Source organism: Bradyrhizobium sp. LM2.9 (assembly GCF_054056555.1).
In genome coordinates this window covers 16,440-39,918 of record NZ_JBSRYJ010000001.1, presented here as the reverse complement: position 1 = coordinate 39,918, position 23,479 = coordinate 16,440, and the positions used below count along the sequence as shown (strand labels likewise).

General features: G+C 60.0%; 22 protein-coding genes, 1 pseudogene and 2 riboswitches. Of the genes and pseudogenes, 4 read left to right on the top strand and 19 right to left on the bottom strand.

The genetic code is table 11. The features are described 5' to 3' along the window. Positions 1 to 471: 471 nt before the first annotated feature. The 3 genes from ACVWW3_RS00175 to ACVWW3_RS00165 form a co-directional block, all read right to left on the bottom strand. Positions 472 to 1,641 (bottom strand): M20 aminoacylase family protein, encoded by a 1,170-nt coding sequence (locus ACVWW3_RS00175; protein ID WP_456647379.1) that lies wholly within the window; start codon positions 1,639 to 1,641, stop codon positions 472 to 474. A gap of 275 nt (positions 1,642 to 1,916) precedes the next feature. Continuing rightward, on the bottom strand, positions 1,917 to 3,140 hold the full coding sequence (locus ACVWW3_RS00170; protein ID WP_456647378.1) for a M24 family metallopeptidase: 1,224 nt from the start codon (positions 3,138 to 3,140) through the stop codon (positions 1,917 to 1,919). A gap of 122 nt (positions 3,141 to 3,262) precedes the next feature. After that, positions 3,263 to 4,153 (bottom strand): D-aminoacyl-tRNA deacylase, encoded by an 891-nt coding sequence (locus ACVWW3_RS00165; RefSeq protein ID WP_456647377.1) that lies wholly within the window; start codon positions 4,151 to 4,153, stop codon positions 3,263 to 3,265. Positions 4,154 to 4,625: 472 nt separating this feature from the next. Here ACVWW3_RS00165 and ACVWW3_RS00160 point away from each other — a divergent pair, with 472 nt between their 5' ends. Continuing rightward, the gene (locus ACVWW3_RS00160) at positions 4,626 to 4,832 is read left to right on the top strand and encodes a hypothetical protein (protein WP_456647376.1); all 207 of its coding nucleotides are present in this window, start codon (positions 4,626 to 4,628) and stop codon (positions 4,830 to 4,832) included. A 354-nt stretch (positions 4,833 to 5,186) separates the two neighbouring features. Next, positions 5,187 to 5,284, top strand: a riboswitch (glycine riboswitch). 3 nt (positions 5,285 to 5,287) lie between these two features. Beyond that, positions 5,288 to 5,376, top strand: a riboswitch (glycine riboswitch). Between the two features lie 63 nt (positions 5,377 to 5,439). Then, positions 5,440 to 6,687, top strand: coding sequence for a D-amino acid dehydrogenase (locus tag ACVWW3_RS00155; protein ID WP_456647375.1), 1,248 nt, complete (start codon positions 5,440 to 5,442; stop codon positions 6,685 to 6,687). A gap of 322 nt (positions 6,688 to 7,009) precedes the next feature. Here the strand turns inward: ACVWW3_RS00155 and ACVWW3_RS00150 are convergent, their stop codons facing one another. From ACVWW3_RS00150 to ACVWW3_RS00130, 5 genes are all read right to left on the bottom strand, one after another. Beyond that, positions 7,010 to 8,566: an ISL3 family transposase gene (locus ACVWW3_RS00150; protein ID WP_456647546.1), complete on the bottom strand. Its 1,557-nt coding sequence runs from the start codon at positions 8,564 to 8,566 to the stop codon at positions 7,010 to 7,012. A gap of 103 nt (positions 8,567 to 8,669) precedes the next feature. Beyond that, positions 8,670 to 10,355 carry a transposase gene (locus ACVWW3_RS00145; RefSeq protein ID WP_456647374.1) on the bottom strand — a complete coding sequence of 562 codons (1,686 nt, stop codon included), beginning with the start codon at positions 10,353 to 10,355 and terminating at the stop codon, positions 8,670 to 8,672. 87 nt (positions 10,356 to 10,442) lie between these two features. Then, positions 10,443 to 10,712 (bottom strand): hypothetical protein, encoded by a 270-nt coding sequence (locus ACVWW3_RS00140; protein WP_456647373.1) that lies wholly within the window; start codon positions 10,710 to 10,712, stop codon positions 10,443 to 10,445. A 382-nt stretch (positions 10,713 to 11,094) separates the two neighbouring features. Beyond that, positions 11,095 to 11,517 (bottom strand): CopG family transcriptional regulator, encoded by a 423-nt coding sequence (locus ACVWW3_RS00135; RefSeq protein WP_456647372.1) that lies wholly within the window; start codon positions 11,515 to 11,517, stop codon positions 11,095 to 11,097. Between the two features lie 10 nt (positions 11,518 to 11,527). Then, a complete protein-coding gene (locus ACVWW3_RS00130) occupies positions 11,528 to 13,504 on the bottom strand; it encodes a conjugal transfer protein TraG (protein ID WP_456671793.1) in 1,977 nt (658 codons plus the stop codon). Positions 13,505 to 13,980: 476 nt separating this feature from the next. On the opposite strand from ACVWW3_RS00130, the gene ACVWW3_RS00125 reads away from it, so the two are divergent. Then, positions 13,981 to 14,781, top strand: a complete 801-nt coding sequence (locus ACVWW3_RS00125) for a polysaccharide deacetylase family protein (RefSeq protein ID WP_456647371.1) — start codon at positions 13,981 to 13,983, stop codon at positions 14,779 to 14,781. A 203-nt stretch (positions 14,782 to 14,984) separates the two neighbouring features. Here the strand turns inward: ACVWW3_RS00125 and ACVWW3_RS00120 are convergent, their stop codons facing one another. From ACVWW3_RS00120 to ACVWW3_RS00075, 10 genes and pseudogenes are all read right to left on the bottom strand, one after another. Continuing rightward, positions 14,985 to 15,191, bottom strand: coding sequence for a cold-shock protein (locus ACVWW3_RS00120; protein WP_456647370.1), 207 nt, complete (start codon positions 15,189 to 15,191; stop codon positions 14,985 to 14,987). A 263-nt stretch (positions 15,192 to 15,454) separates the two neighbouring features. Beyond that, positions 15,455 to 17,179 (bottom strand): annotated as a pseudogene (locus ACVWW3_RS00115) (relaxase/mobilization nuclease domain-containing protein). A gap of 240 nt (positions 17,180 to 17,419) precedes the next feature. Then, positions 17,420 to 18,334, bottom strand: a complete 915-nt coding sequence (locus ACVWW3_RS00110) for a lytic transglycosylase domain-containing protein (protein ID WP_456647369.1) — start codon at positions 18,332 to 18,334, stop codon at positions 17,420 to 17,422. Further along, the gene (locus tag ACVWW3_RS00105) at positions 18,331 to 18,837 is read right to left on the bottom strand and encodes a S26 family signal peptidase (RefSeq protein ID WP_456647368.1); all 507 of its coding nucleotides are present in this window, start codon (positions 18,835 to 18,837) and stop codon (positions 18,331 to 18,333) included. The genes ACVWW3_RS00110 and ACVWW3_RS00105 overlap by 4 nt, the downstream gene beginning before the upstream one ends. Continuing rightward, positions 18,837 to 19,301, bottom strand: coding sequence for a DUF2840 domain-containing protein (locus ACVWW3_RS00100; RefSeq protein WP_456647367.1), 465 nt, complete (start codon positions 19,299 to 19,301; stop codon positions 18,837 to 18,839). Before ACVWW3_RS00100 ends, ACVWW3_RS00105 begins: the two co-directional genes overlap by 1 nt. 454 nt (positions 19,302 to 19,755) lie before the next feature. Continuing rightward, positions 19,756 to 20,658, bottom strand: coding sequence for a replication initiator protein A (locus ACVWW3_RS00095; protein WP_456647366.1), 903 nt, complete (start codon positions 20,656 to 20,658; stop codon positions 19,756 to 19,758). Between the two features lie 3 nt (positions 20,659 to 20,661). Continuing rightward, positions 20,662 to 20,940, bottom strand: coding sequence for a helix-turn-helix transcriptional regulator (locus ACVWW3_RS00090; protein ID WP_247282175.1), 279 nt, complete (start codon positions 20,938 to 20,940; stop codon positions 20,662 to 20,664). Between the two features lie 384 nt (positions 20,941 to 21,324). Next, complete coding sequence (locus ACVWW3_RS00085; RefSeq protein WP_456647365.1) at positions 21,325 to 21,657, bottom strand: DUF2285 domain-containing protein; 333 nt, start codon at positions 21,655 to 21,657, stop codon at positions 21,325 to 21,327. A 247-nt stretch (positions 21,658 to 21,904) separates the two neighbouring features. Continuing rightward, complete coding sequence (locus ACVWW3_RS00080) at positions 21,905 to 22,036, bottom strand: transcriptional regulator domain-containing protein (RefSeq protein WP_247390226.1); 132 nt, start codon at positions 22,034 to 22,036, stop codon at positions 21,905 to 21,907. 218 nt (positions 22,037 to 22,254) lie between these two features. Then, the gene (locus ACVWW3_RS00075) at positions 22,255 to 22,533 is read right to left on the bottom strand and encodes a DNA -binding domain-containing protein (protein ID WP_456647364.1); all 279 of its coding nucleotides are present in this window, start codon (positions 22,531 to 22,533) and stop codon (positions 22,255 to 22,257) included. Between the two features lie 216 nt (positions 22,534 to 22,749). On the opposite strand from ACVWW3_RS00075, the gene ACVWW3_RS00070 reads away from it, so the two are divergent. Beyond that, positions 22,750 to 22,977: a helix-turn-helix domain-containing protein gene (locus ACVWW3_RS00070; protein WP_247390196.1), complete on the top strand. Its 228-nt coding sequence runs from the start codon at positions 22,750 to 22,752 to the stop codon at positions 22,975 to 22,977. A 198-nt stretch (positions 22,978 to 23,175) separates the two neighbouring features. Here ACVWW3_RS00070 and ACVWW3_RS00065 read toward each other — a convergent pair whose 3' ends face one another. After that, the gene (locus ACVWW3_RS00065; protein WP_083926476.1) at positions 23,176 to 23,460 is read right to left on the bottom strand and encodes a DNA -binding domain-containing protein; all 285 of its coding nucleotides are present in this window, start codon (positions 23,458 to 23,460) and stop codon (positions 23,176 to 23,178) included. Positions 23,461 to 23,479: the final 19 nt, after the last annotated feature.

Here is a 23,479-nt window from a genome sequence, read left to right as displayed (position 1 = left end):
TCTCCACGTGATATCACTGGTCGGAGTGTGCCCTGTGGAAGGGACTTACTATGTAAGGCCTGACAGAGCACGAATCGTCCGCGTGTCGGAGACATCACGGGCATGGCAAACTGACCTTGCAGTCCAACTCGTAAGGTGCGCGAGCTCTACCCCTTCGAAGCGTCGGCCTCTGCGGCATTTAATGCCAAGACTTCAGAGCACGCTGATGCTGATCCTGCCTGCGTACCTGCTGAGCTAAACCGGGCAGCGGCCGGAGCGCTTCTCGGACCGCATGGTCGCGATCCAGCAGGCGCATATCACCTCATCGGACAGCTCGTGGGGCGGAAGCGACAGGTCTTCTGGCAATCTCCCGCGGTTTGCCCATTGCCTGCGGCAATGCCGACGACCATCGCAAGTCAGCGCGAGCGGCTTAGCGGCTGGGCCGTGCAGCGAGTGAACTTTGGGGTCGTACGTGCTCCTCCCGCCGACGCTTCAGACGCCTAACAATGTCTCAACCAAGTTCACCCAATAGCCGATGCCATACGGCAAAGCTTCGTCGTTAAAATCATATGCCGGGTTGTGCACACCAGCGGTCGGTCCGTTTCCAATGAAAATCAGAGCGCCTGGCCGCACCTCAAGCATGTAAGCGAAATCCTCCGCCCCCATGCGGGGTTTAATGCTCTCGTCAACGGAACCGGACCCGACGAGACTGCGTGCCGCCCTGATCGCCAAATTAGTCTCCTGGATGTGGTTGAAGGTCACCGGGACCGACCGACGGTACTTGAACTCGATATCTGCGCCAAATGCGCTCGCGATGCCCTGGGCGGCTGCCATGATCTGGCGTTCGGCGAAGTCTCTCAAGTCAGGGACGTGGGTTCTGACCGTGCCAGCCATTTCGACCTGATCAGCGATGATGTTGTAAGCATTGGCAGCATTCAACTTCGTCACGGAGATCACGAGCGAATCGATTGGATTGATTTTGCGTGAAACGAGAGTTTGTATGCCGACAATGATCTGTGCGGCAATCACGACTGGATCGATGGTCTCATGCGGCTTAGCCGCATGGCCACCCCGGCCCTTTACGATAATGTCGAAATCGTCCTGCGACGCCATGATAGGCCCGCCGCAAATGCTGAATTTGCCAACCTCGGTGCCCGGCGCGTTGTGCATCCCAAAGATTTTGGAGATGCTGAAACGATCCATGATTCCTTCCTGAACCATTCTTAGGCCGCCAGACGGAAGTTCGACTTCTTCCGCAGGCTGAAAGATCAAAGCAACGCAGCCTTTAAAGTTGCGCGTGCTGGCAAGGTATTTCGCGGCACCCAACAACATGGCGGTATGACCATCGTGACCGCACGCGTGCATTTTACCGGGTGCTTTCGACGACCAGGGCTTGCTTGAGGCCTCGAGGATCGGCAAGGCGTCCATGTCCGCCCTTAGCGCGATGGTGGGTCCGTCTCCGCCCCTCCCCTGGATCAATGCAACGATACCGGTTTCAGCTATCTCCGTCTCAATATGATTGATACCGAAGGAAGCCAGCTTCTCGGTCACGAACCCAGCCGTGTTATGCAGCCGATAATCCAGCTCAGGATTTTCATGAAGGTAGCGACGCCACTCGGTTGCCTCTCGTTGCAGATCTCGGAAAGTGTCCACGCCGTGCATGTCAGACCTCAATTTGTGAGTTCAATACGATACGGCACTGTAGAAGCCCGGCGGATGCGCCATGCTTTCGGGCCTCTTCGAGCACCTTCTGTTGCTGTCAGCCACATGCCCTCCCAGCTTTGCGTCTGACTGGACATTGAGGTCTCGCCCGAACACGTGAACGAGACACGGCGAGGCAGCCTCTATCCCTCGAAAATTGTGGAACACTTCTCAAGGTTAGCGAAAACCCAGCATGCTCTTCGCCCGATCCAGCGCATTAGGGCGCTAGCGTTCTCTTAGTTCGCGACAACCGGTAATGTTCGAGAAGCTCGAGAAGTGAGCAGTTGCGACCCAGAGTCGGTCACGACGACGACCTCTTCGTGCAGCATCAACCTCGGCGATCCGTCAAAATATGACGGGTATGAGGTGCTTGGTTCAATGTTGATGATCATGCCTGGTCTTAGGATCGTCTTGTCATCAGGTTGCACCGAGGGCAACTCCGGCATCCATAATCCCATCGAATGTCCCATTCGCCCGATGTTCGTGGCTTTACCGCGATTGTTTGAGCCATTTAGTACATCTGACATTGCGCCCCAGATATTGCAGATCGGAATGCCTGGTTTGACGGCGGCGATTCCCGCTTCGGTCGCCTCCCAAACGATTTGATAGGCATCTTGGGTGTTCCGATCAGGGGTCCCGAAGGCAAAATGTCGATCAAAGTCGCTCCAATAAAAGTCAAACAAGCAGCCGGCATCAATAAACAGCAGGTCACCATCAGAGAGAACTTTGTCGCTCGGAACACCGTAGGGGCGCGTATAACCCCCGCGGCCAGAAACACCCACTATCTTAGCCGTCTTTTCGACACCGCGACTGAAGCATTCGAGCTCGAAGAGGCGACACGCCTCCCGTTCCGTCATACCCAAACGCAACTTCGGCGTCAGGTTATCAAAAGCTTCCGAGACAAGCTTACATACAGTTCGAATTCGGTCGACCTCTAATGGAGATTTGATCATCCGCAACGGAGTGAAAATCGGATCCGATGCATCTACAAACATCCGAGGTTTGATCGCATCCGCAACACGTAAGAAATCTCCCGTAGGGAAGCCAAGTCTGCTTTCGGCGCCAAGCTCTGTGCCGATTTTCGCATTCTCCGGCAATAGTTCGCGCAATGCTCCGGCGAGGGCCGACACCCCTTCATCCTTTGGATTTGGACTGGGCCAGGTCCGGCAGCGTTTGACCCAGGTCGTCTCCTTATAAAACTGATCGATCCCCTCTGGAACGACTGCAACAGCCTCATCGGACGAGAGAATAAGAAGAAAGCGGGGCCGAGTTGTCTGCTGCGGCGTCGTGCTAGGCTCGCCGACAAAATATCGTAAATTGTGTTCGGAGGTTACCAGAAGCGCGTCAATGGCATGTTCTCTCATCGAACGCCGGGCTTGTTCGACCCGATGTTCGTATTCGGCCCGCAGGAAGGGAGCGTAAGGAATCGTTTTGATAGAACCAGAACCTAGAGCATTCATGGTGTTTCTCCTAAAAATGCACCGCGCGGGCGCCAACGGGCAAGTTCAACAATCTCGCTGTGCGGCACGCCGACTTCGACGACTCGCGCTCCCGCGTGATCATTCGGCAACATCCTTGGCCTTCAAAGCCGTGCGTAGCTGTTTGTGCGAAAGCATTGGGACGCCAAGTTCCAGGGCGCTTTGAGCTTATCGTGGTACACGATGGCTTGAATGCCGCCCACGATTGAATCCACGCAAGCTCTTAGATTGATCAATCGACTTTCGTGATCATAGCCGCCAGACACCAGCCAATGATTGGGCAGGACGTGACTAGCTGCTATCGGGAAGTTGTCGAATGACTGCAACACCGCGGTTGTGAAGCTTGGTTCAAAGTGGACGCCGCCGACACAGAGGACGGAACGCACAGGTTCATCCATCCGATCGAACGTATGCAGAAGAGCTCTCGCCAGCACTCGGGCGGCAAGGGGATTTGCCCAATCGTCTGGCGAGCTTCCGATCTCGATGTCGATTGCAGAAGGCCTCAAGTCCGCGAGACAGGTCCCAGCATAGCCGGCTTTGACGCCTGACCAGTGGGTCGCCTCTAAGTAAGTGCGAAAGTTAAGAAGATCAGAGGTTACGCGCTCGGCCTCAATGGCAAGAAGAAGCCCCCGAGTAATTCGGGGGTCAACTTTGCTGAAAGTCCCCGTAGCCAGGTCGCCAGTCGTTTGAACCGAGAAAATGGCGTTTGGCGCATTGGCACCCTCGTGCCAATTCACTATGCCGATGACCTCGGCGTCACCGAACCGCTCATTGAAGAGGGGTGCGTAGCGCGCATAGTCGTTACTTACGACCTCGTTAGTGCGTACGATCGAAACGATAGTGTCGCGCAGGCCCGGGACCTCGAGCACCGGATGTCCATCAATCTCGAGCCCCGTCGAAACAAGGGTGCATCCGGTCATGATGGCGTTCAGAACGTGACCCGCCACCGGATCTTTTTCGCGGTCAACGCAAAAGATGAAGACGGCACGTCTCACTGCCTGCCTCCTTGAATTTCACTCGGGATTGAGAGCGCAGGAGTCGCCCCCGAGCGCGGCTCCCGACTTCCAAGAGCAGCGCACTCCTGAAAGTCGGGCGTATGTAACAAAGCAGCAGCCTCGAGAGACCCACCTAGGCATGCCTGAGCGCGCTTCAACACGGCGCCGGGCACAAGGTGACGTTCGTGGTCGGCCGAAGCCTTCGACGGAGCTGCGGTCGGAACCCGCGTCAGTCGGGAAGGACTGCACTTATCTGCCGAATTGATAACGCGGTCGAATTCATAGTGCGTTGATCGCAAATTAAATGCACCACTGACCGGAAGCAGCATCGTCGTCTCCATAGGGCCTAAGAACCACCCGTCGGACGGAGTGACCGGATCACGTTTGCAGATCTCGCAGGCAGGACGACGAGTTCGGGATCAAGCTCGACGAGAGTTCTGAACACTTGGCCGGGGACGGATCATCAGGGTGCGTGCCGGGAATCATCCAGACACATTTGGAGGAGCACTCGATAGCGGTGTTCACGCATTCAGATGCGATGAGCAGCGCAAACTCGGCGTTCAAGGTCATTTCGAATCGCAAGACTGAGAGTCCTCAAATTGCGGACGGGCCCGGCGGCACTTCACTGCTGCTTTACCTGAACGCTGGCGTTCTGGCTGGGACCATCAACGCCGCGTGAGACCGGCGGGATAATCGTAAGCCCAGATACAGCGAATTCTTGACACCAAATTGCATGAGACGCGCGGCTTTGAGAGGCGCTACGTCATCGTCGCTGCCCGGACATTAGACCGGCTTTTGTGCTCTCGTCGTGCGTTTTTTTGGATGAGCTTGCAGCATTGCTGCGACCAGCGGGCTATTGTGCCGAAAAGCGGCGACATCCCGCGCGGCTACAATCGGCATCAGCGGCTTCATCCGGCTGATCTTAGTGGCGAAAGAGCGTTCTCCCAGCGACTCCGATGCGGTGTGATTGTCGCGTGGTTCGTGAGCTCTCTTGACATGTAGGCCGCACGTCTGAAAGTGTGGTGACGTCTGACGATGGTGTGCGGGAGAGTGCGGTGGGCCGACAGGCCCATCGCCGCCGACGGAGCAACTCCCCAAGGAAACTCTCAGGCCCAGGACTGCACACCGAGGACGATCTGGAGAGAGGTGCCGGTTGGTACCCACCGAAGGGGACCGTTATCTATCAAGGATAGCGGAGAAAGCTCTCAGGTGCACGGACAGATTTGGGGACGGAGTTGTGGCGGAAGCCATTTCACCGTTCATTCATCCCTGTCTTGGAGCATACGATGAGCACGATCATCATTATCGGATCCGGTGTCACCGGAGTTACAACTGCCTATGCCTTGGCCTGCCGCGGCTATTCGGTCACGGTCTTTGATCGCCAACGTTACCCCGCAATGGACACTTCGTTTGCCAATGGCGGCCAATTGTCGGCGAGCAATGCCGAAGTCTGGAATTGTCTCGCAACGATCGTAAAAGGCGTGAAATGGATGCTGCGCAAGGATGCACCATTGCTGCTGAACCCCAGCCCCAGTTTTCACAAGTATTCTTGGCTCGCCGAGTTCGTAGGTCAGATCCGTCACTACCGCCGCAATACGATCGAGACGACGAAGCTCGCGATAGCCGCGCGGCAACATTTGTTTGAGCTTGCCGACCGGGAGAGCATCGACTTCGACTTGGAGCGACGAGGAATATTGCACGTTTATTCGAGTAAGGCAGATTTCGACGCGGCTTCTCGGGTAAATCAGTTGCTGCTGCAGGGCGGATTGGATCGCCGCTCCGTGACGCCTTCCGAAATGCTCGCCATAGAGCCAGCGCTGAGCGACCAGTACTACGGCGGCTTCTTTACCCCCTCTGATTCAACCGGCGACATTCACAAGTTCACGCGTGGTCTCGCTGCGGCTTGCGAACGAAAGGGTGTGCGCTTTGTCTTTGGTGCGGAGATCTGCGATATGCGAGCCGATCAAGACGGTGTGGTCGTACGCTGGCAACAAGGTCCTCTGAGCGAGGAACTTAAAGCTGAAAGGGCAGTAGTCTGCGCTGGGGTCGGCAGCCGCCGCATTGCTTCAATGCTGGGGGACAAGATAAACATTTATCCCGTCAAGGGGTACTCCATCACCGTAGAGCTGCGGGACAAACCGAGCCAAAAGGCTGCGCCCCGTGTCAGCCTGCTCGACGAGGCCACCAAGATCGTGACCAGTCGGTTGGGAGAAGATCGCTTCCGCGTCGCAGGGACCGCCGAGTTCAATGGCGAGAACCGCGACATCCGCTGGGACCGCATCAAGCCTCTGGTGCGCTGGGTAGAGCGAGCGTTCCCGGATGTGTCTACCGCACAAGTGGTGCCATGGGCGGGCCTGCGTCCTATGACACCTAGCATGATGCCGAGGGTCGGCCGAGGCAAACGGCCGAATATTTTCTACAACACCGGGCATGGTCATCTGGGCTGGACATTATCCGCTATCACAGCTGAGATGGTTGCCGACGTCATTGCGACAGATGACAGTAAAGCTCGGCTGAGCCGATCCGTGGCCTGATACTCGGGGCTCTCCAGCTCTTCAAAACCATGCTCCCGGCACATTAAGGCCGGGAGCGCATTGTTTGACAGAGCGCCACAGCAGGATCTTGCGTACCCAGGGAAGAAGCGAGGCCTGGCCGGCGTACGAGTGGCTTGGACGCACGAAATCAATTTTTCAAGCGAATCCCCCGATGAGCCACTTGGCGCCGTCGCTTTCAGCAGCCTTAACGCAATCACCATCGGTTTAACCGAGGGTGTCTGCATGACCCTATGTTGTTTTCGCGAATGCGTGTCAATCGGCTTGCAACTTTGGCTCTGACGCAATTTTTGTGCAGTCGTGGTCATATCACGCCGATCAGGCGGGCCTGAAGCAAGTCGAGCTTGGCGCGTCCGTACATCTGACGCTTGACCAGCTTGAGCTTGGTGATCTGGCCCTCGGTCTGTCCGTTGGACCAAGACGTCGTGATCGCGGCGTTGACGGCAGCCTTGTCCTTGATGACACCGTTGGCAAAAGACGCGACGAGGCTTGCGCATGCTCGTTCCAGCCATGGGTCAAGATCTACGTGAGCCTTCTTGCGGATCATCGTATGGAAAGCGGTGATGACCTCTCGAGCTTCCACCAGGAGAGGAACGCCTTGTTCGATCGCCGCAATGGTCACCGTCTCTGACTTTGAGAGCGTATCGCGGCCGTTGGTCATCAGGCGGGCGATAGTTCTCGCGGACGGCACGCGCTGTAGGCTCCGAGCATCGGGCGTTTCGGCACGCCGACGGCGTGTCGCCCATTCGGTGACGACCCGCATCGAGCCCCTAAATCCCTGCGCCTTGAGGCAACGCCACAGGTTGGCGCCGTTACAATGACCAGCAGCCCACTGGGCGTCGAGCCATGGCAGGTGGTGCTCGAGCGAGCTCTCGCGCACCCTGAACACATCGGATCGCTGACCTCTCAGTACCCTGCGGACGAGACCCCGACTATGCCCAGTGAGCCGTACGATCTCCTTTATGGAGACGCCCGTCTCGGCCTGTTTGAGGATTGCCGCGTTGGTGTCCTCCCGCCGAAGATAGCCCTCATACTGGATGCGCTCGGCGGCGGTCAGCAAGTCGGGATTTATGGTGGCGGAGCCGACTGCGACGCGGACCTGGCGCATAGATTTGCGAACCGCATCGAGGAAGGCGTGGCTGGCGTTCTCCATGAGGTGCCAACGGTCGGCGACCTGGGTGGCCTGCGGGAGTGCCTTGGTCGCAGCAAGGGCGTAGCCGCCACCGCGGTCGCGCGCGACCACAGCGATCTGTGGTTGCCCCGCGAGCCAGGCTTGCGCAGTGGCCGGCTCTCTGTCGGGTAAGAGAGTGACTGGTCGTCGCCGCTCGAGGTCGCAGATGATTGTTCCGTACCGCTGATTGCGCCGCCAGGCCCAGTCGTCGATACCGATCACGCTCGGCGCAGCAAAAGGCGGACACCCGCGCCTTCGAACCACCCGAAGTAACGTATCGTTGCTCACGGGCAGCATAAGTCGGCGGGCAAAACTCGCCGCCGGGCGGCCACCCAAGGCAAGCCCAAGGTGATGGACGACCAGATCGAGCCGGGCCGTTCGCCGCGCCCACGGCGCCAGAGCGCCGTTATCGAAACGCTCGGTGAAAATACGTCGACCGCACATAACAGTAACGCAGCGGAAGCGGCGCGCCACGACGACCAGGCGAACCGACCGCCCCGCCAGCGGCAGATCGGTGAGGCGTCGCTGATATCGGCTATGGATCCGCCCAGAACTGGCTCCGCATCCAGGACAGAGACTCGTCCCGCTCGTGGGACGGACGGTGATCACGGTCGCGGCGCCGTCACAGACGGCGCTCTCCACGTCAAACCCGCGAGGGACCAGGGCCGACGGACGTAGGGCCCGCTGCATCATGTTGATTCCTTTGTGAAACCAACGCGAGCCGGCGCTTGAACTTCATCAAAAGTGAGTCAGAGCCCAACTTTGACCCCTCGTATTGCCGCATCTGCGAATGTTACCCTGACGGCGCCATTGCACTGGTCGATGCGACCTCGGCTGATCGGCCGCGCCAAGTGGCTTTTCCGGCTTGCTCGACGAGAGGGGCTGTGGGCGGGTCGGGCCCTACATAGCCCGAGCCGTCCACAGCCCCGGGCAATGGGGCAGCAGTGGTGGCCTCGCCGAGCGGCTCCTCCGCGACCAACTGCTCGGCCGTCTTCCGTCTAAGCGCCCTCAGCAGACGCTGCACGATCGAATGCTGTCTTGTCCCGAACTCCTCGGGGTGTTTTTCGCTGAGCCGGCCGACGATGGCGAGTGCAGTTAACTGCGGTTGCGTAGCGAGCCAGCCCTCGATCGCAGCAATATGCGGGTCGAGCTTGGACGGCATGCGAACCCTGGTTTTATACGGTCGACGGGTGCGCCGGTGCGTGGCACGCGGCTCGCCGGTCGTCGTCGTCTTGCCGAGCGTCTTCGCAAAAGAGGCTGCGGTCGCTGGCGCGGTGCTCGTGCTGGCGCGTTGCAGGCCGCGCGCCTGTCCGGCACGACGATCGACGCGATCGCCGAGTTCGTCCTGGGTCGCGCGAATCTCGGCCAACAGCGCGACTGGATCGAGCGAGCGATACTGATCACGCAGCCGCTTCTTCACGGCCGCGGTCACCTTGGGATGCGCCAATGCACGCTCATAGGGCGTCGATGGGAGATGATAGCGTTTGATCACCTTCGCCCCTTCGCGGCGCTTCTCCTTCAGCTTGAACGACGGCTGGAAGAAGTTGACGTAGAGCCGTGCCGCCGCATAGAGGCGGCCCATCACACGGGCCGTCTCGACGCCATCGAAGCGGCCGTAGCCCATCAGGCGACGGACGACGGCACCATTCTTCTGCTCAACGAACGCCTGATCGTTCTTCTTGTACGCGCGCGAGCGTGTGACTTCGAGCTTCTGTTCGCGACACCATGGCACGACGACATCGTTCATGAAGGCGCTGTCGTTGTCGAAGTCCACGCCGCGCAACAACCAGGGGAACAGGCTCTGTGCCCGGTTGATCGCCTCGACGACGAGTGAACCTTCCCGCGTCAACAGCGGCAGGCACTCCGTCCAGCCCGTGGCGACATCGACCATCGTCAGGGTCTGGATGAACGAGCCAGCCACCGACGTGCCGCCATGGGCGACCATGTCAACCTCGCAGAAACCGGGCGGCGGGCTGTTCCAGTCATTGAACGTGCGGATCGCGACCTCGCGCCGGATTGCCGAATAGAATCCGGCACGGCGCCGCCTGCCGCCGCTCGCCGCGATCTTCACTTCGACGAGCAGGCGATCGATGGTCGCGGCGCTGATGACCAGAACACGCTCACGGTCCGCTTGGCCAAGCCGCAATCGGCCATGTTGCTCGAGCGCCGGCAGCAAGGTCGGGATCATCACCTTGAGCCGCTTGCCGCACACCCGATCGGACGCCTCCCACAGCGCCGTCACCGCGTCCTTGATCGGCGCACCATATCTACGCTTGCGCTCTCGAGCTGCCTCGACGGCGCCGGGCCCAACCGGTGCGCGTCGTCGGAGCGCGCGCACCGCATGCTTGCGATGCCAGCCCGTCATCGCGCACAGCTCGTCGAGGATGCGCCCCTTCTCCGCCCGTTTGGCCGACCGGTAACGCTCCATCACCGCCGACAACACCTCGCGCCGCGCACCCATGCTGATCTTTCCCGCCATAGAGGCCACCGAAACAATTTGGTGGCGCTGCTGCAGTCATCGGCGAGAAGTTGTCCAGTAACCATTCTGCGTGAGGCAATGCGCCCCTCATCGGCGTCCAATTTTATTGCAGGCCGAATGACACCCTTCGGCCCCTTGCGGAGGATTCAGGAAGCGCAGAAGCGCCTTGTCGACGACCATGCTGTTGCCGAGTCCCGGGCATTCGGTCGCTGTTTCAAGGCGCTGGAACATACTTTCGGAGAGCTGAATGGTAACTTTCTTTGTTCGCGGACGTTCGTTCGAGTTCGGCTGCACCTCGCCATCGGAACGACTCCCAATCGAGCTGCCCTGACCGTCAGCCTCACCATCGATGGGCATTGTTTCTTTAGCTCCTCAATTTTTGACCGCACGAAACCGCTGACGCTATTCCCGCGCAACGTGGATTTCCGATCGAAACAGATGAATCGCCCCAGCGATGATGCGCCGACAGAAGGGTCAATCCGACCATGACATCAATCGCGCCGACATCGCCGTCGTAGTCTGGCGTAGCCAAAGAAAGACAAGGCGGGCTCCAGATGAGCGGGATCTCTCAGCCTCCCGCGCGTCAGCTAGCGGCCACTCGCGACGGGCTTTCTGGGACCTTAAGAAGGCCCCCCGCGCTTCACGACTCTGTGTCGGTCTGCCTGAGGCTCGGCTCATCTGGGCCCGGCGCTGCGACGATCGCCAAGGGGCGTCACAGGCACTCTGCGCGCATAACTGCCTATTCGGGCTTCTCGGAGGCTTGCATGTCGATGCTCACCTCTTTCAGGACGCTGGATCCGCTTGCAAGTCGTCGTCCCAGCACTTCGACAAAGCGGTCGTACCGCTCACCGCCCTTAGCGCGAGCGGCAGGGCTCGAATGCTCCGGCAATGCCGGAGTCGAGGTCAGCCAGAACCGGATGAAGAGCGCGACGGTCTCGAGCGTGATGCCATCGTTGCGTTCAAGACGCTCGAGCACCCGCACAATCCGATCCAGCCGTTTTGCGATCACAGCCTCGCGCCGATCGGAATCGTCAGGAGAAAGAAAGGAACCTATTGCGGCCTCGACCACCAGCGACTTGGACTGGCCGCCGCGGCTTGCGAAGGCCTCGAGCGTTTTGAACGTTTCGGGATCGAGATAGATGCTGAGCTGGACCTTTTTCACGCTGCCTCGCTCACAGATCCATTCCATCGTCTGGATCGAGGGTCACGGTCCGCGCAACTCCCTGCATCGACCGGCTCATCAGTTGCGCCTGGACGGCATCCGCGTCACCCTCGTCGAGGTCGGGGTCGAACTCGTGCTCGCCGGCGGGCGTCTTGATCTCGATCTCCTCATGCTGCGGCAATTCCGGCTCGCGGCGCAAGCCGCCGTTCGCCTCGTCGCCCCTTCCCCTGCGCCTGGTCAGCAGCTGGAACGACGGCGATATGGGCGCGCGGGCTGACCAGTCATCTGGTCCGGTGGACCACTTGTTCGCGTCCAAGCGGGGCGGCTTTAAGACACGTCGCTGAAATTGAGGATCCTCATAGTAGCGGACCTTGTTGGCACGGACCGGGTGCACACCGGAAATCATCACGACTGCTTCTTTCGGAGACAGTTGCATGATTTCGCCTGGGGTCAGCAGCGGACGGGAGGTCTCCTGGCGGCTGACCATCAAGTGCCCAAGCCAGGGGCTCAAGCGGTGACCCGCATAGTTCTTCATGGCTCGCAATTCGGTCGCAGTTCCAAGCGCGTCGGAGACGCGCTTGGCGGTGCGCTCGTCATTGGTCGAAAAAGCGATCCGGACGTGGCAATTGTCAAGAATCGCATGGTTCGGGCCGTAGGCGCGTTCGAGCTGGTTAAGGCTTTGTGTGATGAGAAAGCTGCGGATGCCGTAACCTGCCATAAAGGCGAGTTGGCTCTCGAAAAAGTCGAGCCGGCCGAGGGCTGCAAACTCGTCAAGCATCAGAAGCAGCTTCTGCCGGCGCCGGTCGGGATCGAGGCTCTCGGTCAAACGCCGTCCGATCTGGTTCAGGATGAGCCGCATCAAGGGTTTGGTGCGGACGATGTCCGATGGCGGCACCACGAGGTACAGTGAGACGGATTCAGCGCGGTCGACGAGATCACGGATGCGCCAATCGCTTCGCGCGGTGATCTTGGCAACTACCGGATCGCGATAGAGCCCGAGGAAGCTCATCGCCGTCGAGAGCACACCCGAGCGCTCGTTCTCGCTTTTGTTCAAAAGCTCACGTGCCGCTGACGCGACGACTGGATGGATGCCTGTCCCAAGATGCGGAGTTGCCAGCATTGCGTTCAGCGTAGCCTCGATCGGGCGAGACGGATCCGAAAGGAAGTTTGCGACCCCGGCGAGGGTCTTGTCGGCTTCGGCGTAGAGGACATGCAGGATTGCGCCGACGAGCAGCGAGTGGCTGGTCTTTTCCCAATGATTGCGGCGCTCGAGCGCACCCTCGGGATCGACGAGAATATCGGCGATATTTTGGGCATCTCGCACCTCGCAATCGCCGCGGCGGATCTCGAGGAGTGGATTGTAGGCGGCGCTGGCCGGATTGGTCGGATCGAACAACAGCACGGGCCCAAATTGCGCGCGCCAGCCGGAGGTCAACTGGAAGTTCTCACCCTTGATGTCATGGACGATGGTGGAGGCCGGCCAGGTCAGAAGGGTCGGAATGACGAGGCCAACACCCTTCCCGGAGCGCGTTGGCGCAAAGCAAAGCACATGCTCGGGCCCGTCGTGGCGCAGATAATGACGTCCGAACCGGCCGAGCACGATGCCGTCAGGGCCTAACAGCCCGGCCCGTCTGACTTCGCGTAGATCGGCCCAGCGGGCCGAGCCGTAGGTGGTGACGTCCCTCGCCTCATCGGCCCGCAGGACCGAGAGCAACATCGCGAGTGCTATGGCCGCGATGCCGCCGCTTGCAGCAATAGCGCCGCCCTCGAGAAAGATCATTGGGGCATAAGCATCGAACTTGAACCACCAGCCAAAGAAAGCTGCCGGCTGATAAATTGGCCAATGCCCGAGCTTGAACCAGGGAGTCCCAAGCTGTTGCTGGAATGCAAGCCGCCAAGCTGTCCATTCGGTCGCCGCCCATAGGAACGCGAGCACGATGAGGCAGACCAGGATGACCTGGTGCCAAATGATTTTTGTCGCCGACATGATCGGGACATCTCGGCATATCGACGTGCGCACACAACCACAATGGTGCTCGCGTCGCAGTGGCGCGCGTGGCAGCGCAGAGATCGGCGGGGACAAAGCCGAGATACGTAACCAACGCCCATCCAAGCTAAGCGGGACTGATCGATCGAGGTTTGCATCATGAGACGGCGCCGGAACGCCGATTATGTGCGTGAGAGCTCATGGATAGGCAGAAAAACGCTGACTGCGCTCAACTAGTGTGAAGCGTTTCCGAAGATTGTCCCTCCTCGAGCGTTCCAAAGCCTGGATCGATGGACCACCTTCGACACTCGTGAAGCGTCGCTGAATGCGGCCCGGGAGTTCTGTCCATCGCGCAATAGAGAGCTCAACCCGCGGCGAAGCCGCCGTTCCCTAAGAGCCACCAGAATCGCATGAGGCTATCGTCTTTCGACAATGCTGCTGGCTCAGGTAAGGGTGGAGGTGTGGCGCGTTCAAAGATGCTTCTGCGCAGATTGACCACGCCGCTTGCTGGTGCTGTGACCGTGCTGCTTGCCGGGATAGTCGCGACAGATGCGGCCGACTGCCCGCGGCAGGATGTGCTCGGCACCTCGCGCGTCCTCGAGGTCGATGCAAAGGCTTACCCGCGCGTCGGATTGAACAGCTTTCGGGAAACGCTCCCTTTGGCCGACCATGAGGTCGTCCTCACCTTTGACGACGGGCCGCGGCCGCCGAGCACGCGAAAGGTACTGGCGGCGCTCGCCGATCAATGCGTACGGGCCACGTTCTTTCTGGTCGGCAAGTCCTCCGCAATGTCTCCAGAGCTCGTTCGCCGAATTGCTGCCGAGGGCCACACCATCGCACACCACAGCTGGTCGCATACGATGATGTCGAAGATGACCTTCGAACAGGCCAAGAAGGATATTGATCGTGGAATTGCCGCTGATGAGACGGCGGTCAAGGGCGTCTACACCCAAAGCCCGCCATCGCGCTTTTTCCGGTTTCCGTATTTTGACTCGACCCCAGCGACGCTCGAATTCTTGCATTCGCGCGGGATTGTGGTGTTTGGAGCTGATCTCTCGGCGGGCGACTGGGAGAACCTAACCCCAGAACAAGAACTAAGGACCGTTACCGAGCGATTGGAGGTCGCGAGCAAGGGCATCATTCTGCTGCATGATGCCCAGGCCCGAACGGCCGCCATGATGCCGGCGTTCTTGCGCTATCTGCACGAGAATGGCTATCGGATCGTGCATCTGGTGCCGGCTGGCCCCATCCAGAGCAACGCTGAAGTCACCCGTTAGCGGCAAGCCGCAGCAGTTCGCGGCAATGACAGCGGGTAGATTGGGTTAATCTAACCAACTGGTTCTCACGGTGCGCCCGGGTCTAGATCGATGCCATGGCACGGCCGTATCGCCCACTACCGAGGCTATCTTCTTGGCGAGATCGGGATCCGTTTCAGGAGGGATCCCGATCCAACCGTTGCGCCCCGTCGGTGATGTCGGCCTTATCCGATCCGGAGATTCTCGGCTGATACTTTGCCGGAACGACCAGCCGTGGCCTCGAAGCTTATCCGAGCGCCTTCCGCCAAGCCGGTGTATCCGGCCTTTTCAACGGCGCTGATGTGCACAAAGACGTCGTGGCCGCCGTCGTCCGGCTTGATGAAACCGTAGCCCTTGGTCGTGTTAAACCACTTTACAGTACCGATCGTCACCGTCACTTCTCCAAAATGAACACATGCGATCTAGCCAAAACTCGCACCAGCATCAAGATCTCCAGGAGGAGACAGTTGCTCGGAACCGACACGCAGAATGGTCGAACCAGCAAATGTCCCGCCCCCAAGACCCGCCGGGACGTGGTTGGCGTGAGCGCGACTACAGCAAACTTCTTCTCGCGACAAAAGGATAGCGCGCTCGGCTTGTACATGGGCGAGCGCAGCCGCAGTGGAGCATCGCAGCCCAGCGAAGAGACTGCCAGTCAAAGTGACAGGCCCCGTTTGCGGCCCCCGGACCAATCGACATTGCCTGGACCTGCGATCCCGCTCACCTGTTTGCCCAGTTCCCGCTCTAGTGAAGAAGCCCATGGCACGAGCTGAAAGCCGAGCCCATTATCAATCATGGCAAATCGCCCCGAGGCGAGAGAAAGCCGCTGTCGGTACGTCCCCGAAACCTGTTCACCTGATCGAGCAGGTAGATGAGTAAGCCCCGTCTCCTCAGCAAGGCGCCGACCGGCGCTATCGACCTCGCGACTTCGCAAGGTCTCGATCAGATTGCGGCCAAGCCGCACTTTGTCGCCGTGCCGCTGGGCAAGTCCGTACTCTGCCAGCACATCAATTCGCTGTTCCAGGGCTGCCCGGACCTCTGCGCCGAAACCGGCGCGCGAGAACTCAGCAGGCTCGCGCGCCACAAGCTGCCGGTCGAGCCATGTGGCGCCTTCCGCGGTGACCTGCTTTTCGAGGACGAGTTCCGATCTTACCGCAAGTGCGATGCGTGTCCGTCCCCTCGCATCCTCAAAGCGGCGGAGTTCCACGACGCCGCCAATCGGCCCGTCGCCAGCCGCATCGATATCGGGGAGTTTGAGGTGATGGACCCGCCCGTCTATGCCGTCGACAATGGCAAAGGCATCGCCCCTCAGCTCGTCGTCGTGTCCGCGGGCGACGAGACGGCCAATGATCGGTTCACCGTGATGCTCGCCTTCGAGCGCAAAGGAGGACGGTGAACGTGCGAGACCATCCTTGGCAATCGCCTTGTGCAGCCGCTTGATGATGTCGCCGCGCTCGCCAAGCACCCTCAGGCGTGGCTCGGCGTCTTCGGCCAAGACCCAGCGAGCGGGCCCCGCCGGCTCTGCCACACCCAGGCGCTCCAGCATCCGCATCCGCCCGATCCGAATGTCTCGTAACGGGTCCCGGGCACCATCCCGTTCCGGCCTTAAATCGATGACCCCATCGGCCAATCCCGCTTGCCGCGAGAGCACCCGGTCGAGCCTGGTCCATCGTTCGGCGGTCACCTCGGCTTCCAGCCCTTCGCGGATCTGGAGCTCGGATCGGGGACCCAGTTCGCGGGTGACCAGATCGCCGGCCCGGGCCCGCAAGCCGCTTGCGATGTAGTCGCGACTGATGACGAGGTCTTTTCCATCATCGGCGCGGCCGCGCACGAGAATATGAATGTGCGGGTGTTCCGTATTCCAGTGATCGACCGCGACCCATTCGAGGCGCGTTCCAAGGTCGCGTGAGGCCTGATCCATGAGCTCACGGGTGAAGCTGCGCAGGCTGGTGAGCTCGCCTGCATCATCGGGCGAAACGATGAAGCGGAAATGATGTCGGTCACCCTCGCAGCGTTCGGCGAAGGCGCGGCCGTCTGCTTCATCTCAGAGAGCGTCAAAGAGCTTGCCTGGCGCCCCGTCCCGGGTGACCCCGTCACGCTGCAGATAACCAAGATGGGCCCGCAGCGCCCCGGGCGTGCGCATTCGGCGAACCACCCGCGCCTTGACCATGGCGCCGCGAGACCGGTTGTTGAGCAGTCTGGATGCCGCAAGACTCGCGGCGCGTCCACGTCCGAAGTTTGTTCCACGGCGGTACCCGCGTGACAGACCGCCGGCCTTCTGCGCGGCTCTGAGGGCCTGCGCCAGAAACGGCTTTGCCCGCGGCGCTCGGGTAGAGCGAATGCGGCCAGGGCGGATTCGGAAGTCGTCGTTACCGGCCATCGTTTGCCGGCAGAGTGCAAAAAGCTGAGCCGCGGCTGCAATTTGGCAAAACTGAAAATGTGTGCTCAAGATTCGCAAGTTGCATTGGCTGATTGAAACTAAAGCAAGATTTCTCACAACCGACCGGCCGCACCTTGCGGCTTTTATCCTGCCATCCCCGGTCCGCTCCTTCCGCCCGTGTGCTCATCACTTTCCAAAATGCGAGACCTTGCGATGGCATGCGAGCAGATGCGATTATCGTCATTGAGACTTCGCCTCGTCCGATCGCGGCACGAACAGACCAATCGCATGGGGCACAAGTCCAATTGTGTTGGGGGTCAGCGTGTCTTTCGACGAAGGCATTTCATGCAGAGCAGATAACGAGCCCCGGTCAGTCAACGCGCGATACAATCGCGGAACGAACAGCCTGGCTTGCTTCCAATTTGTGCCGTGACCGGGGACCGAAGTATCGCGCGCGCGCTGTATGATGCCAGTCAATGGCTCGAGTTTGTTCAGGTAGGCCAGGGTTTCTTCAGGCAGCGCGCGCCCCGTCGTCAGATGCTCCTCGTAGCGCTTGGGGCCTGCGTTGTAGGCGGCGAGAAATCCGTCCGAGCCGAACCGGTCCAGCATCTCTCGCAGGTAGGCGGCCCCGGCGAAAATGTTGTCATGGGGGTCAAAGGGGTCGATGCCTAGATTGTAGCGGGCGCTCAGGTCGACCCACGTCCCTGGCATGATTTGCATCAAGCCCAGGGCACCTCCAGATGACACGGCGTGCGCTTTGCCACTGCTTTCGACCTGGATCACGGCACAAACCAATTGCACGGGAACCGCAAACCGGCGGGACGCCTCGGCAATGAAGGCCGCATATGGGACGAATTTGCCAAGGCATGTTGAGGGCGGAGCAGGCGCCTGCAATTCGGATTGGGCTCGACAGCTCGACGGCAATTCGACAGCTGCAAAAGCTGCCAGGAATGTCACGACGACACGCAGGGATGGACGGCATGCCCGCATCGCCTCGAGCGCAGCCTGAGAGAAGTCAAGGTGCCGCCTTTGCAGCTGATCATCATCGGCGCGCCCGCATCTGCCGACGAGCTTGGCCGGGAATGAGCAAAGGGATTGTGGTCCGCGGAAGCATGATGAAGCTGCAAGTCGATGAAGCGAGGCAAGCATGGTCATTCGTCCTTTGTCCACACTGGCAAAGCCTGGCCGATGACGGCGGAGGCCGCGATCGGCCCGAAATAGCGGCCGTCAAAAGAATCGGCCGATTGCCAGTTCATCAGAAAGATCTGGTCGGCCGTCAGGACGTGGCATCCTTGCCATGCGGGCAAAGGCCGTCCACGGCCATCACGCTCGCGGGCCTTGCCCATCTCGATGCCGTCGACGAGGATAGTGAGTTCTCGTCTGCAGACGGTGTGCCCAGGGAGCGCCAAGACCCGCTTGAGCATGGGAATGCCGAGCGGCAGATAGCCGTTCAAATCAAGGAAGGACGCAAGCGGGTCAGGCGGGCGAACGGCTACGAGCGAGGTGACACGGAGACGCTCTACCGGGTGCAAGCGGTAAAGACCGATCGGCACGCTGTGCGAAGCGTTCCAAATATACCATGGCGCTGTGCCCCGGTCGGCGGAGAGCGCAATAGCCGTGCCCAAGCACATTGCAAGAATTGTTATGAGCCGGCCCATCAGAGTGTCACCCTTTGGCGCCGGAGCCACGCCTGGTGACGCGCACGGGTGTAGCTTCGCGGAGTCTCATTCACCGAAAGGCGGTTGTGCGCATGGTGCCAGTAGTCGGGCGCCGCGTCGGCAGGATCGATGCCCAGTGCTTCCACCGCCTCGATCAGCTGCAGGACACGTTCGACCTTCGGCCAACCGGACAATCTCAGCAGGCTCTCGCCGCCCGGACTGATCCAAGGCACGGTCGAGTAGCGTTGCCCTGGCGCGGACGCGCGCAGAATATCGATGCGTGACAGTACAGTTCCGAAGTCATTGGAGCTCCAGCGTACGAACGCAAAAATGCTGCCAGGCGCAAATGAAAGAACACGCCGGTGATGGTCGATGATCGTTTCCGATGTTGGCCGGCCGAACCGAATGCGGTTTTCGATGCGTTTCTCGAGCCAGAGGAGCTCAACCGTCGTGAGATCATTCATATTGAAATTCCATATCGCAGGATGGCACGCACGGTGCTGAGACATGGCGACCTGGAATCCAGGACGAGGAGGCGTGATAGGCAGACGACAAGCGGGGCGAAGCACGACTGGTGCGCGCGCACGGTCGCGTCAGAACGCGAAGCGCGCCTGAAGAGGAGACAACGATCCTGCAGGTCCAGGACTGCGAAGATCCATTTGCACGAACCAAGACGCAGCTCAGCCGCTGTCGTGCGGAGATTGGCGCAGGCGGTAGGCTCGCTGGACAGCCACGAACTCTGCAGGGACGTGGATTGGGGATCCGTTAGAAGGAATCCGAAGGATTCCTGGTTAGGAAAGTTAGAGGAAGCGGAAGCTCCTCTGTGGCAAGGGCTTTTCCGCGATAACGGTCCCTGATCGCACGCGTTTTCGGTCCCCGATGGCACGGTGGCGCTGGTCCCTGATAGCACGGCGGGATTCACAGGTTTTCCCCCCAGCCGGAGATAAGCCCGCGCTTGCGCAGCCGGTGGGTAAGCGGGTCGACCGGAGTGGGAGCGAAGTTCAGCCGTTCCGTCCCATTTGGGTCGTGCGAGATGACCAGTTCATATCCTGGCAATCTCTGCTGTCGAACGATCTGGCGCAGGTCGTATGCGAAGTGCTTGAGTGGCGATAGGCAGCCCGATTTGGCGTGGAGGTGCACAAGATCAAAGCTCCAGCCGCCCTTTTGGCGACCGCCGTGCTTGCGTACGAGGCGATAAAGCCAGCGCTCCAGTCCGCCAGTCAGATCGAAATATGCGCGGTCGATCGTCAGCACGAGCGCTTCGTTCAGAACACCCGTGTAGAACCAGTCTGGCAGGATCAGCTCGAGCCCGCGGGCGCGGCCGTGCATATCCGCCGTCTCTTTCCATTCGTTGATCCATGAGAACCGATGCTGCCGGCGCTCGGTCGGCTGGCGAATGGATGTCATCACAGTGGTCGATTGCAGGCGGTCGAGCGCAGCCTTGAGGCGATCGTAGTCGCGCACGCTTGTGCCGCGTCCCACGAAAGTCAGGATCTCGTAAGGGGTGGCAGCCATCAACCGCGACGTCTTCAAACCTGCGTCACGCGCCTGGATAATTTGCGAGGCGGCCCAGATCAGCACGTCCGCATCCCAGATGGTCGCCATGCCATGTTCCGGCACAGCTTCGACACGGATCTTGATTGTCCCGACCCCAAAATCGATGGGAACGGTCCGTTTCGACTTCGCCAGCGAAAAGAACGGATAAGCCATTAAGTCTTGCGCGTCGCGCGGCGCGAGATCACCGGGAAGAGCGCGAAACAGATCGAGCTGATCCCGTTCTGAGTTGCGCCGCGAGCGCGCAAAGGAGTTGCTGTCCGGCATGGGTCAGCGCCGCTCCTTGCCAGCGTAAGGGATGGGCGGGTGCCGCTTGGCGGGCAAGACCGTGCCAACCCCGGGATCGCTGGTCGACGTTTTGGCGCCGCGGTCCACCCATGCTTTCAGGTCTTCGAGCGCGTAGACGACGCGGCCGCCGAGCTTGCGGTAGGTCGGACCTGTGCCATAGGTGCGATGCTTTTCGAGGGTGCGGCCGGAGAGGCCAAGAAAGCGTGCCGCTTCTGGTGTGCGAAGATAGCGCTGCGGCGTGCCGGCGTTCGGGTCGGGCATCGGATCGCTCCCGTGATGTCATGGAGCGCGACGGAGTTTGATCGCGCGTCGACGGACACCATGGAGGAGCGAAGGCACTTGAGGGGATGCCGAACATTGTTAGGACGATTTCGGCACCCCTCCTTTTGGCTTCGCGCTGCGATCGCGAAAAGAGGACTGCAGGCTTTGGTAGTCAGCAATCGGCCGACGATTCTGCTGCGCAGCTCGGGACGTCTCAGTTGTTAAGGCGTGGTGCGGCGGAGCTCGAACCGTTCCGATGCGCCGCAGGCGATCGGCATGCATGGCGCGTAAGATCCAACCGCGGGCCGCCCGGCCGGTGAAGTCAGCGGGAGGGGCTAGAAGCGCCAAACCTGACCTGGCTCCATCAGTTTTGCGCTATGAGATCTATTTCTTGCGGGATCTCGATCGAAACATTGCACGGTAGCCGGCACGCACGATGAAGCGGCCGGCTTTGACCAGGCGAATGGTACGGCTGCGCAGGTCGTGGGTCTTCCAGCCGCGCTCGCTGAGCCGCTTCTGGCCGAAGATCACCTCCGCGATCGTTCGATAGGATGCGCCATCCTCATGCCCATCCCGCGCTCGCAGGGCCAGGCCGAGCCTTTTGCGCTGCTGGGCCGAAAGCCGATGAAGGGCAGGTCCCGGCGGGCGGCCGTTCAACGCTCGCCATAAGCGATGTGCGGCGTGGGCGCGCGCGACGAAATTCTCGTCGAGCGGCATTTCGGTGACATATCCGGTGCCGAGTCGCGGGGCCTCTCTGAGCCATAACCGATGCTGCGTGCCTTGGACCAGCAAGAGGGCATGCCAGCCGTCCGCTGCTTGCCTCATGGTGGCCGACGTAAGATCAGCAAGCGGAAGTACTACGTCCGAACCTTGAGAGCCGGACGCGCTCCGAACGATCGGCACCACAGTTGGCATCGCCTCGGGAGCCCAGAAGATGGTCTGCTCGTAGAAAGACCCTTGCGGGTCATGGGCGAAAGCAGACGCCCCATCTCCTTCTGAACTCGGGGCTTACGTGCCCGCCTTTGGCGCGTGCCTCCCGGTAGTCCCTTTGATATTCAGGATTGCGGCGGAGGAGCTCCCACGCAAAATCCTCCATTTCACCTGATGTAATTGCGCGCTGATAACTCTCCGGTGAGCGCCAGTCGAATGTCGACATTAAGAGACCCCAAAGCCAGAACGTAGCGGGAAACGATCTACGTAACCTTCAGTTGTTCGACAAGTCATTAATTGGGCATCGCGCGATGCCTGCAGAGCATCACCAGAATTGCCGTAGAGGGCCATTCTCGAGAAGAAACTTGCGACAGTTGATTTCTGCTACTTGCCGGTGCCGCCGCGAAGCAGCTCGCGATAGCCGCGGTCCGCCATCCAATTTGCTCTGGCCAGATGAGTATCGAAAGCCGTGCGGGCGCGTGTCGGCTCACGATCGGGATCGATGTGCAGGACGATTCGCGAGACCTCCCTCCAATCAGCACCCGCGGCTGCTGCATCAAGCAGCCGCCAATAGGTCACCAGATGCTTCTCGTCATAGGAGGTAAGGACTGGATCGTTCGGAGCTGAATCGGCCAGGTCGGGCTCGAGTGGCGGTGTCTGCATGGCCGTACCATCAACTTCCTTGCTCGATCCTACTCAATTTCTGCATGGCATGCCACAACCGTGCCATAAAGCCACAAGACGCCGGATCCATTTCTCCACGTCCGTCTGCGCGAACAGCGCCCGCCTTCAGAACCTGGTGGAGCCGTAGCTGAGCGAGACCTCGCCGCGTATTATAACACGTAGCGCTACAATACGCGATTGCTTCCTATCCTGCGGATGGACATTCGCAAGCTTTTTGGAGCAAACACGCGTCGATTTCGTTTAGACCTTCGCCTGAGCCAAGAAGCCGTGGCAGAGCGCATGGGTGTCGATCGTGCGTTCATCAGTAGTATGGAAAGAGGGTTGCAAAACGTAACCCTGCTTACGATCTGGCAAGTCTCGCAGGCTCTCGAAGTTCGACCCGCCCAATTGCTTGAGGAGAAGACCGCCAAGATTCGTCCATAATTCTACTCGGTCGCCCCTACTTGAGATCGGAATCTCGCAAAGGGCGATTGGGTCCACCGCGGGCCAGTCAGGCGCAAGGCTGTGCAGACTTGGGTTGTTGTGGAGGGCGTCAATTTGCGTCTCCCGTGATGCACAGACGATCCATCATGGACGGAGAGAATTGAGTTCTTAACTGGGATGGCCAGGTGGTAAATCCTGCTATCTACCTGCGCCGCCGCGCAACATATGACGGTAGCCGTGATCTGCCAACCATCTTGCGCGCGCCAGATGGCTATCGAACGCGGTTCGAGCCCGCACGGATTGGCCCTCTCCCTCCGGATCGATATGCAGCACGATGCGAGCCACTTCCTTCCAATCAGCGCCATCGGCCACCGCGTCGAGAAGCCGCCAATACGTCATCAGATGCTCCTCGTCATAGGGCGTGATCGCGGGATCTGCGGGTGCAGAGGTCGCGACATCTGGGTCAAGCGGCGGAGTTTTCATGGAGTTCCTGCCAAGAAGT

Bases quoted from the DNA above. Each gene is read 5' to 3' on its own strand.
- ACVWW3_RS00175 (WP_456647379.1), bottom strand. From the start codon at position 1,641: ATGCACGGCGTGGACACTTTCCGAGATCTGCAACGAGAGGCAACCGAG.
- ACVWW3_RS00170 (WP_456647378.1), bottom strand. From the start codon at position 3,140: ATGAATGCTCTAGGTTCTGGTTCTATCAAAACGATTCCTTACGCTCCC.
- ACVWW3_RS00155 (WP_456647375.1), top strand. From the start codon at position 5,440: ATGAGCACGATCATCATTATCGGATCCGGTGTCACCGGAGTTACAACT.
- ACVWW3_RS00150 (WP_456647546.1), bottom strand. From the start codon at position 8,566: ATGCAGCGGGCCCTACGTCCGTCGGCCCTGGTCCCTCGCGGGTTTGAC.
- ACVWW3_RS00145 (WP_456647374.1), bottom strand. From the start codon at position 10,355: ATGGCGGGAAAGATCAGCATGGGTGCGCGGCGCGAGGTGTTGTCGGCG.
- ACVWW3_RS00140 (WP_456647373.1), bottom strand. From the start codon at position 10,712: ATGCCCATCGATGGTGAGGCTGACGGTCAGGGCAGCTCGATTGGGAGT.
- ACVWW3_RS00130 (WP_456671793.1), bottom strand. From the start codon at position 13,504: ATGTCGGCGACAAAAATCATTTGGCACCAGGTCATCCTGGTCTGCCTC.
- ACVWW3_RS00125 (WP_456647371.1), top strand. From the start codon at position 13,981: ATGCTTCTGCGCAGATTGACCACGCCGCTTGCTGGTGCTGTGACCGTG.
- ACVWW3_RS00110 (WP_456647369.1), bottom strand. From the start codon at position 18,334: ATGACCATGCTTGCCTCGCTTCATCGACTTGCAGCTTCATCATGCTTC.
- ACVWW3_RS00105 (WP_456647368.1), bottom strand. From the start codon at position 18,837: ATGGGCCGGCTCATAACAATTCTTGCAATGTGCTTGGGCACGGCTATT.
- ACVWW3_RS00100 (WP_456647367.1), bottom strand. From the start codon at position 19,301: ATGAATGATCTCACGACGGTTGAGCTCCTCTGGCTCGAGAAACGCATC.
- ACVWW3_RS00095 (WP_456647366.1), bottom strand. From the start codon at position 20,658: ATGCCGGACAGCAACTCCTTTGCGCGCTCGCGGCGCAACTCAGAACGG.
- ACVWW3_RS00090 (WP_247282175.1), bottom strand. From the start codon at position 20,940: ATGCCCGACCCGAACGCCGGCACGCCGCAGCGCTATCTTCGCACACCA.
- ACVWW3_RS00085 (WP_456647365.1), bottom strand. From the start codon at position 21,657: ATGCCGCTCGACGAGAATTTCGTCGCGCGCGCCCACGCCGCACATCGC.
- ACVWW3_RS00080 (WP_247390226.1), bottom strand. From the start codon at position 22,036: ATGGAGGATTTTGCGTGGGAGCTCCTCCGCCGCAATCCTGAATATCAA.
- ACVWW3_RS00075 (WP_456647364.1), bottom strand. From the start codon at position 22,533: ATGCAGACACCGCCACTCGAGCCCGACCTGGCCGATTCAGCTCCGAAC.
- ACVWW3_RS00070 (WP_247390196.1), top strand. From the start codon at position 22,750: ATGGACATTCGCAAGCTTTTTGGAGCAAACACGCGTCGATTTCGTTTA.
- ACVWW3_RS00065 (WP_083926476.1), bottom strand. From the start codon at position 23,460: ATGAAAACTCCGCCGCTTGACCCAGATGTCGCGACCTCTGCACCCGCA.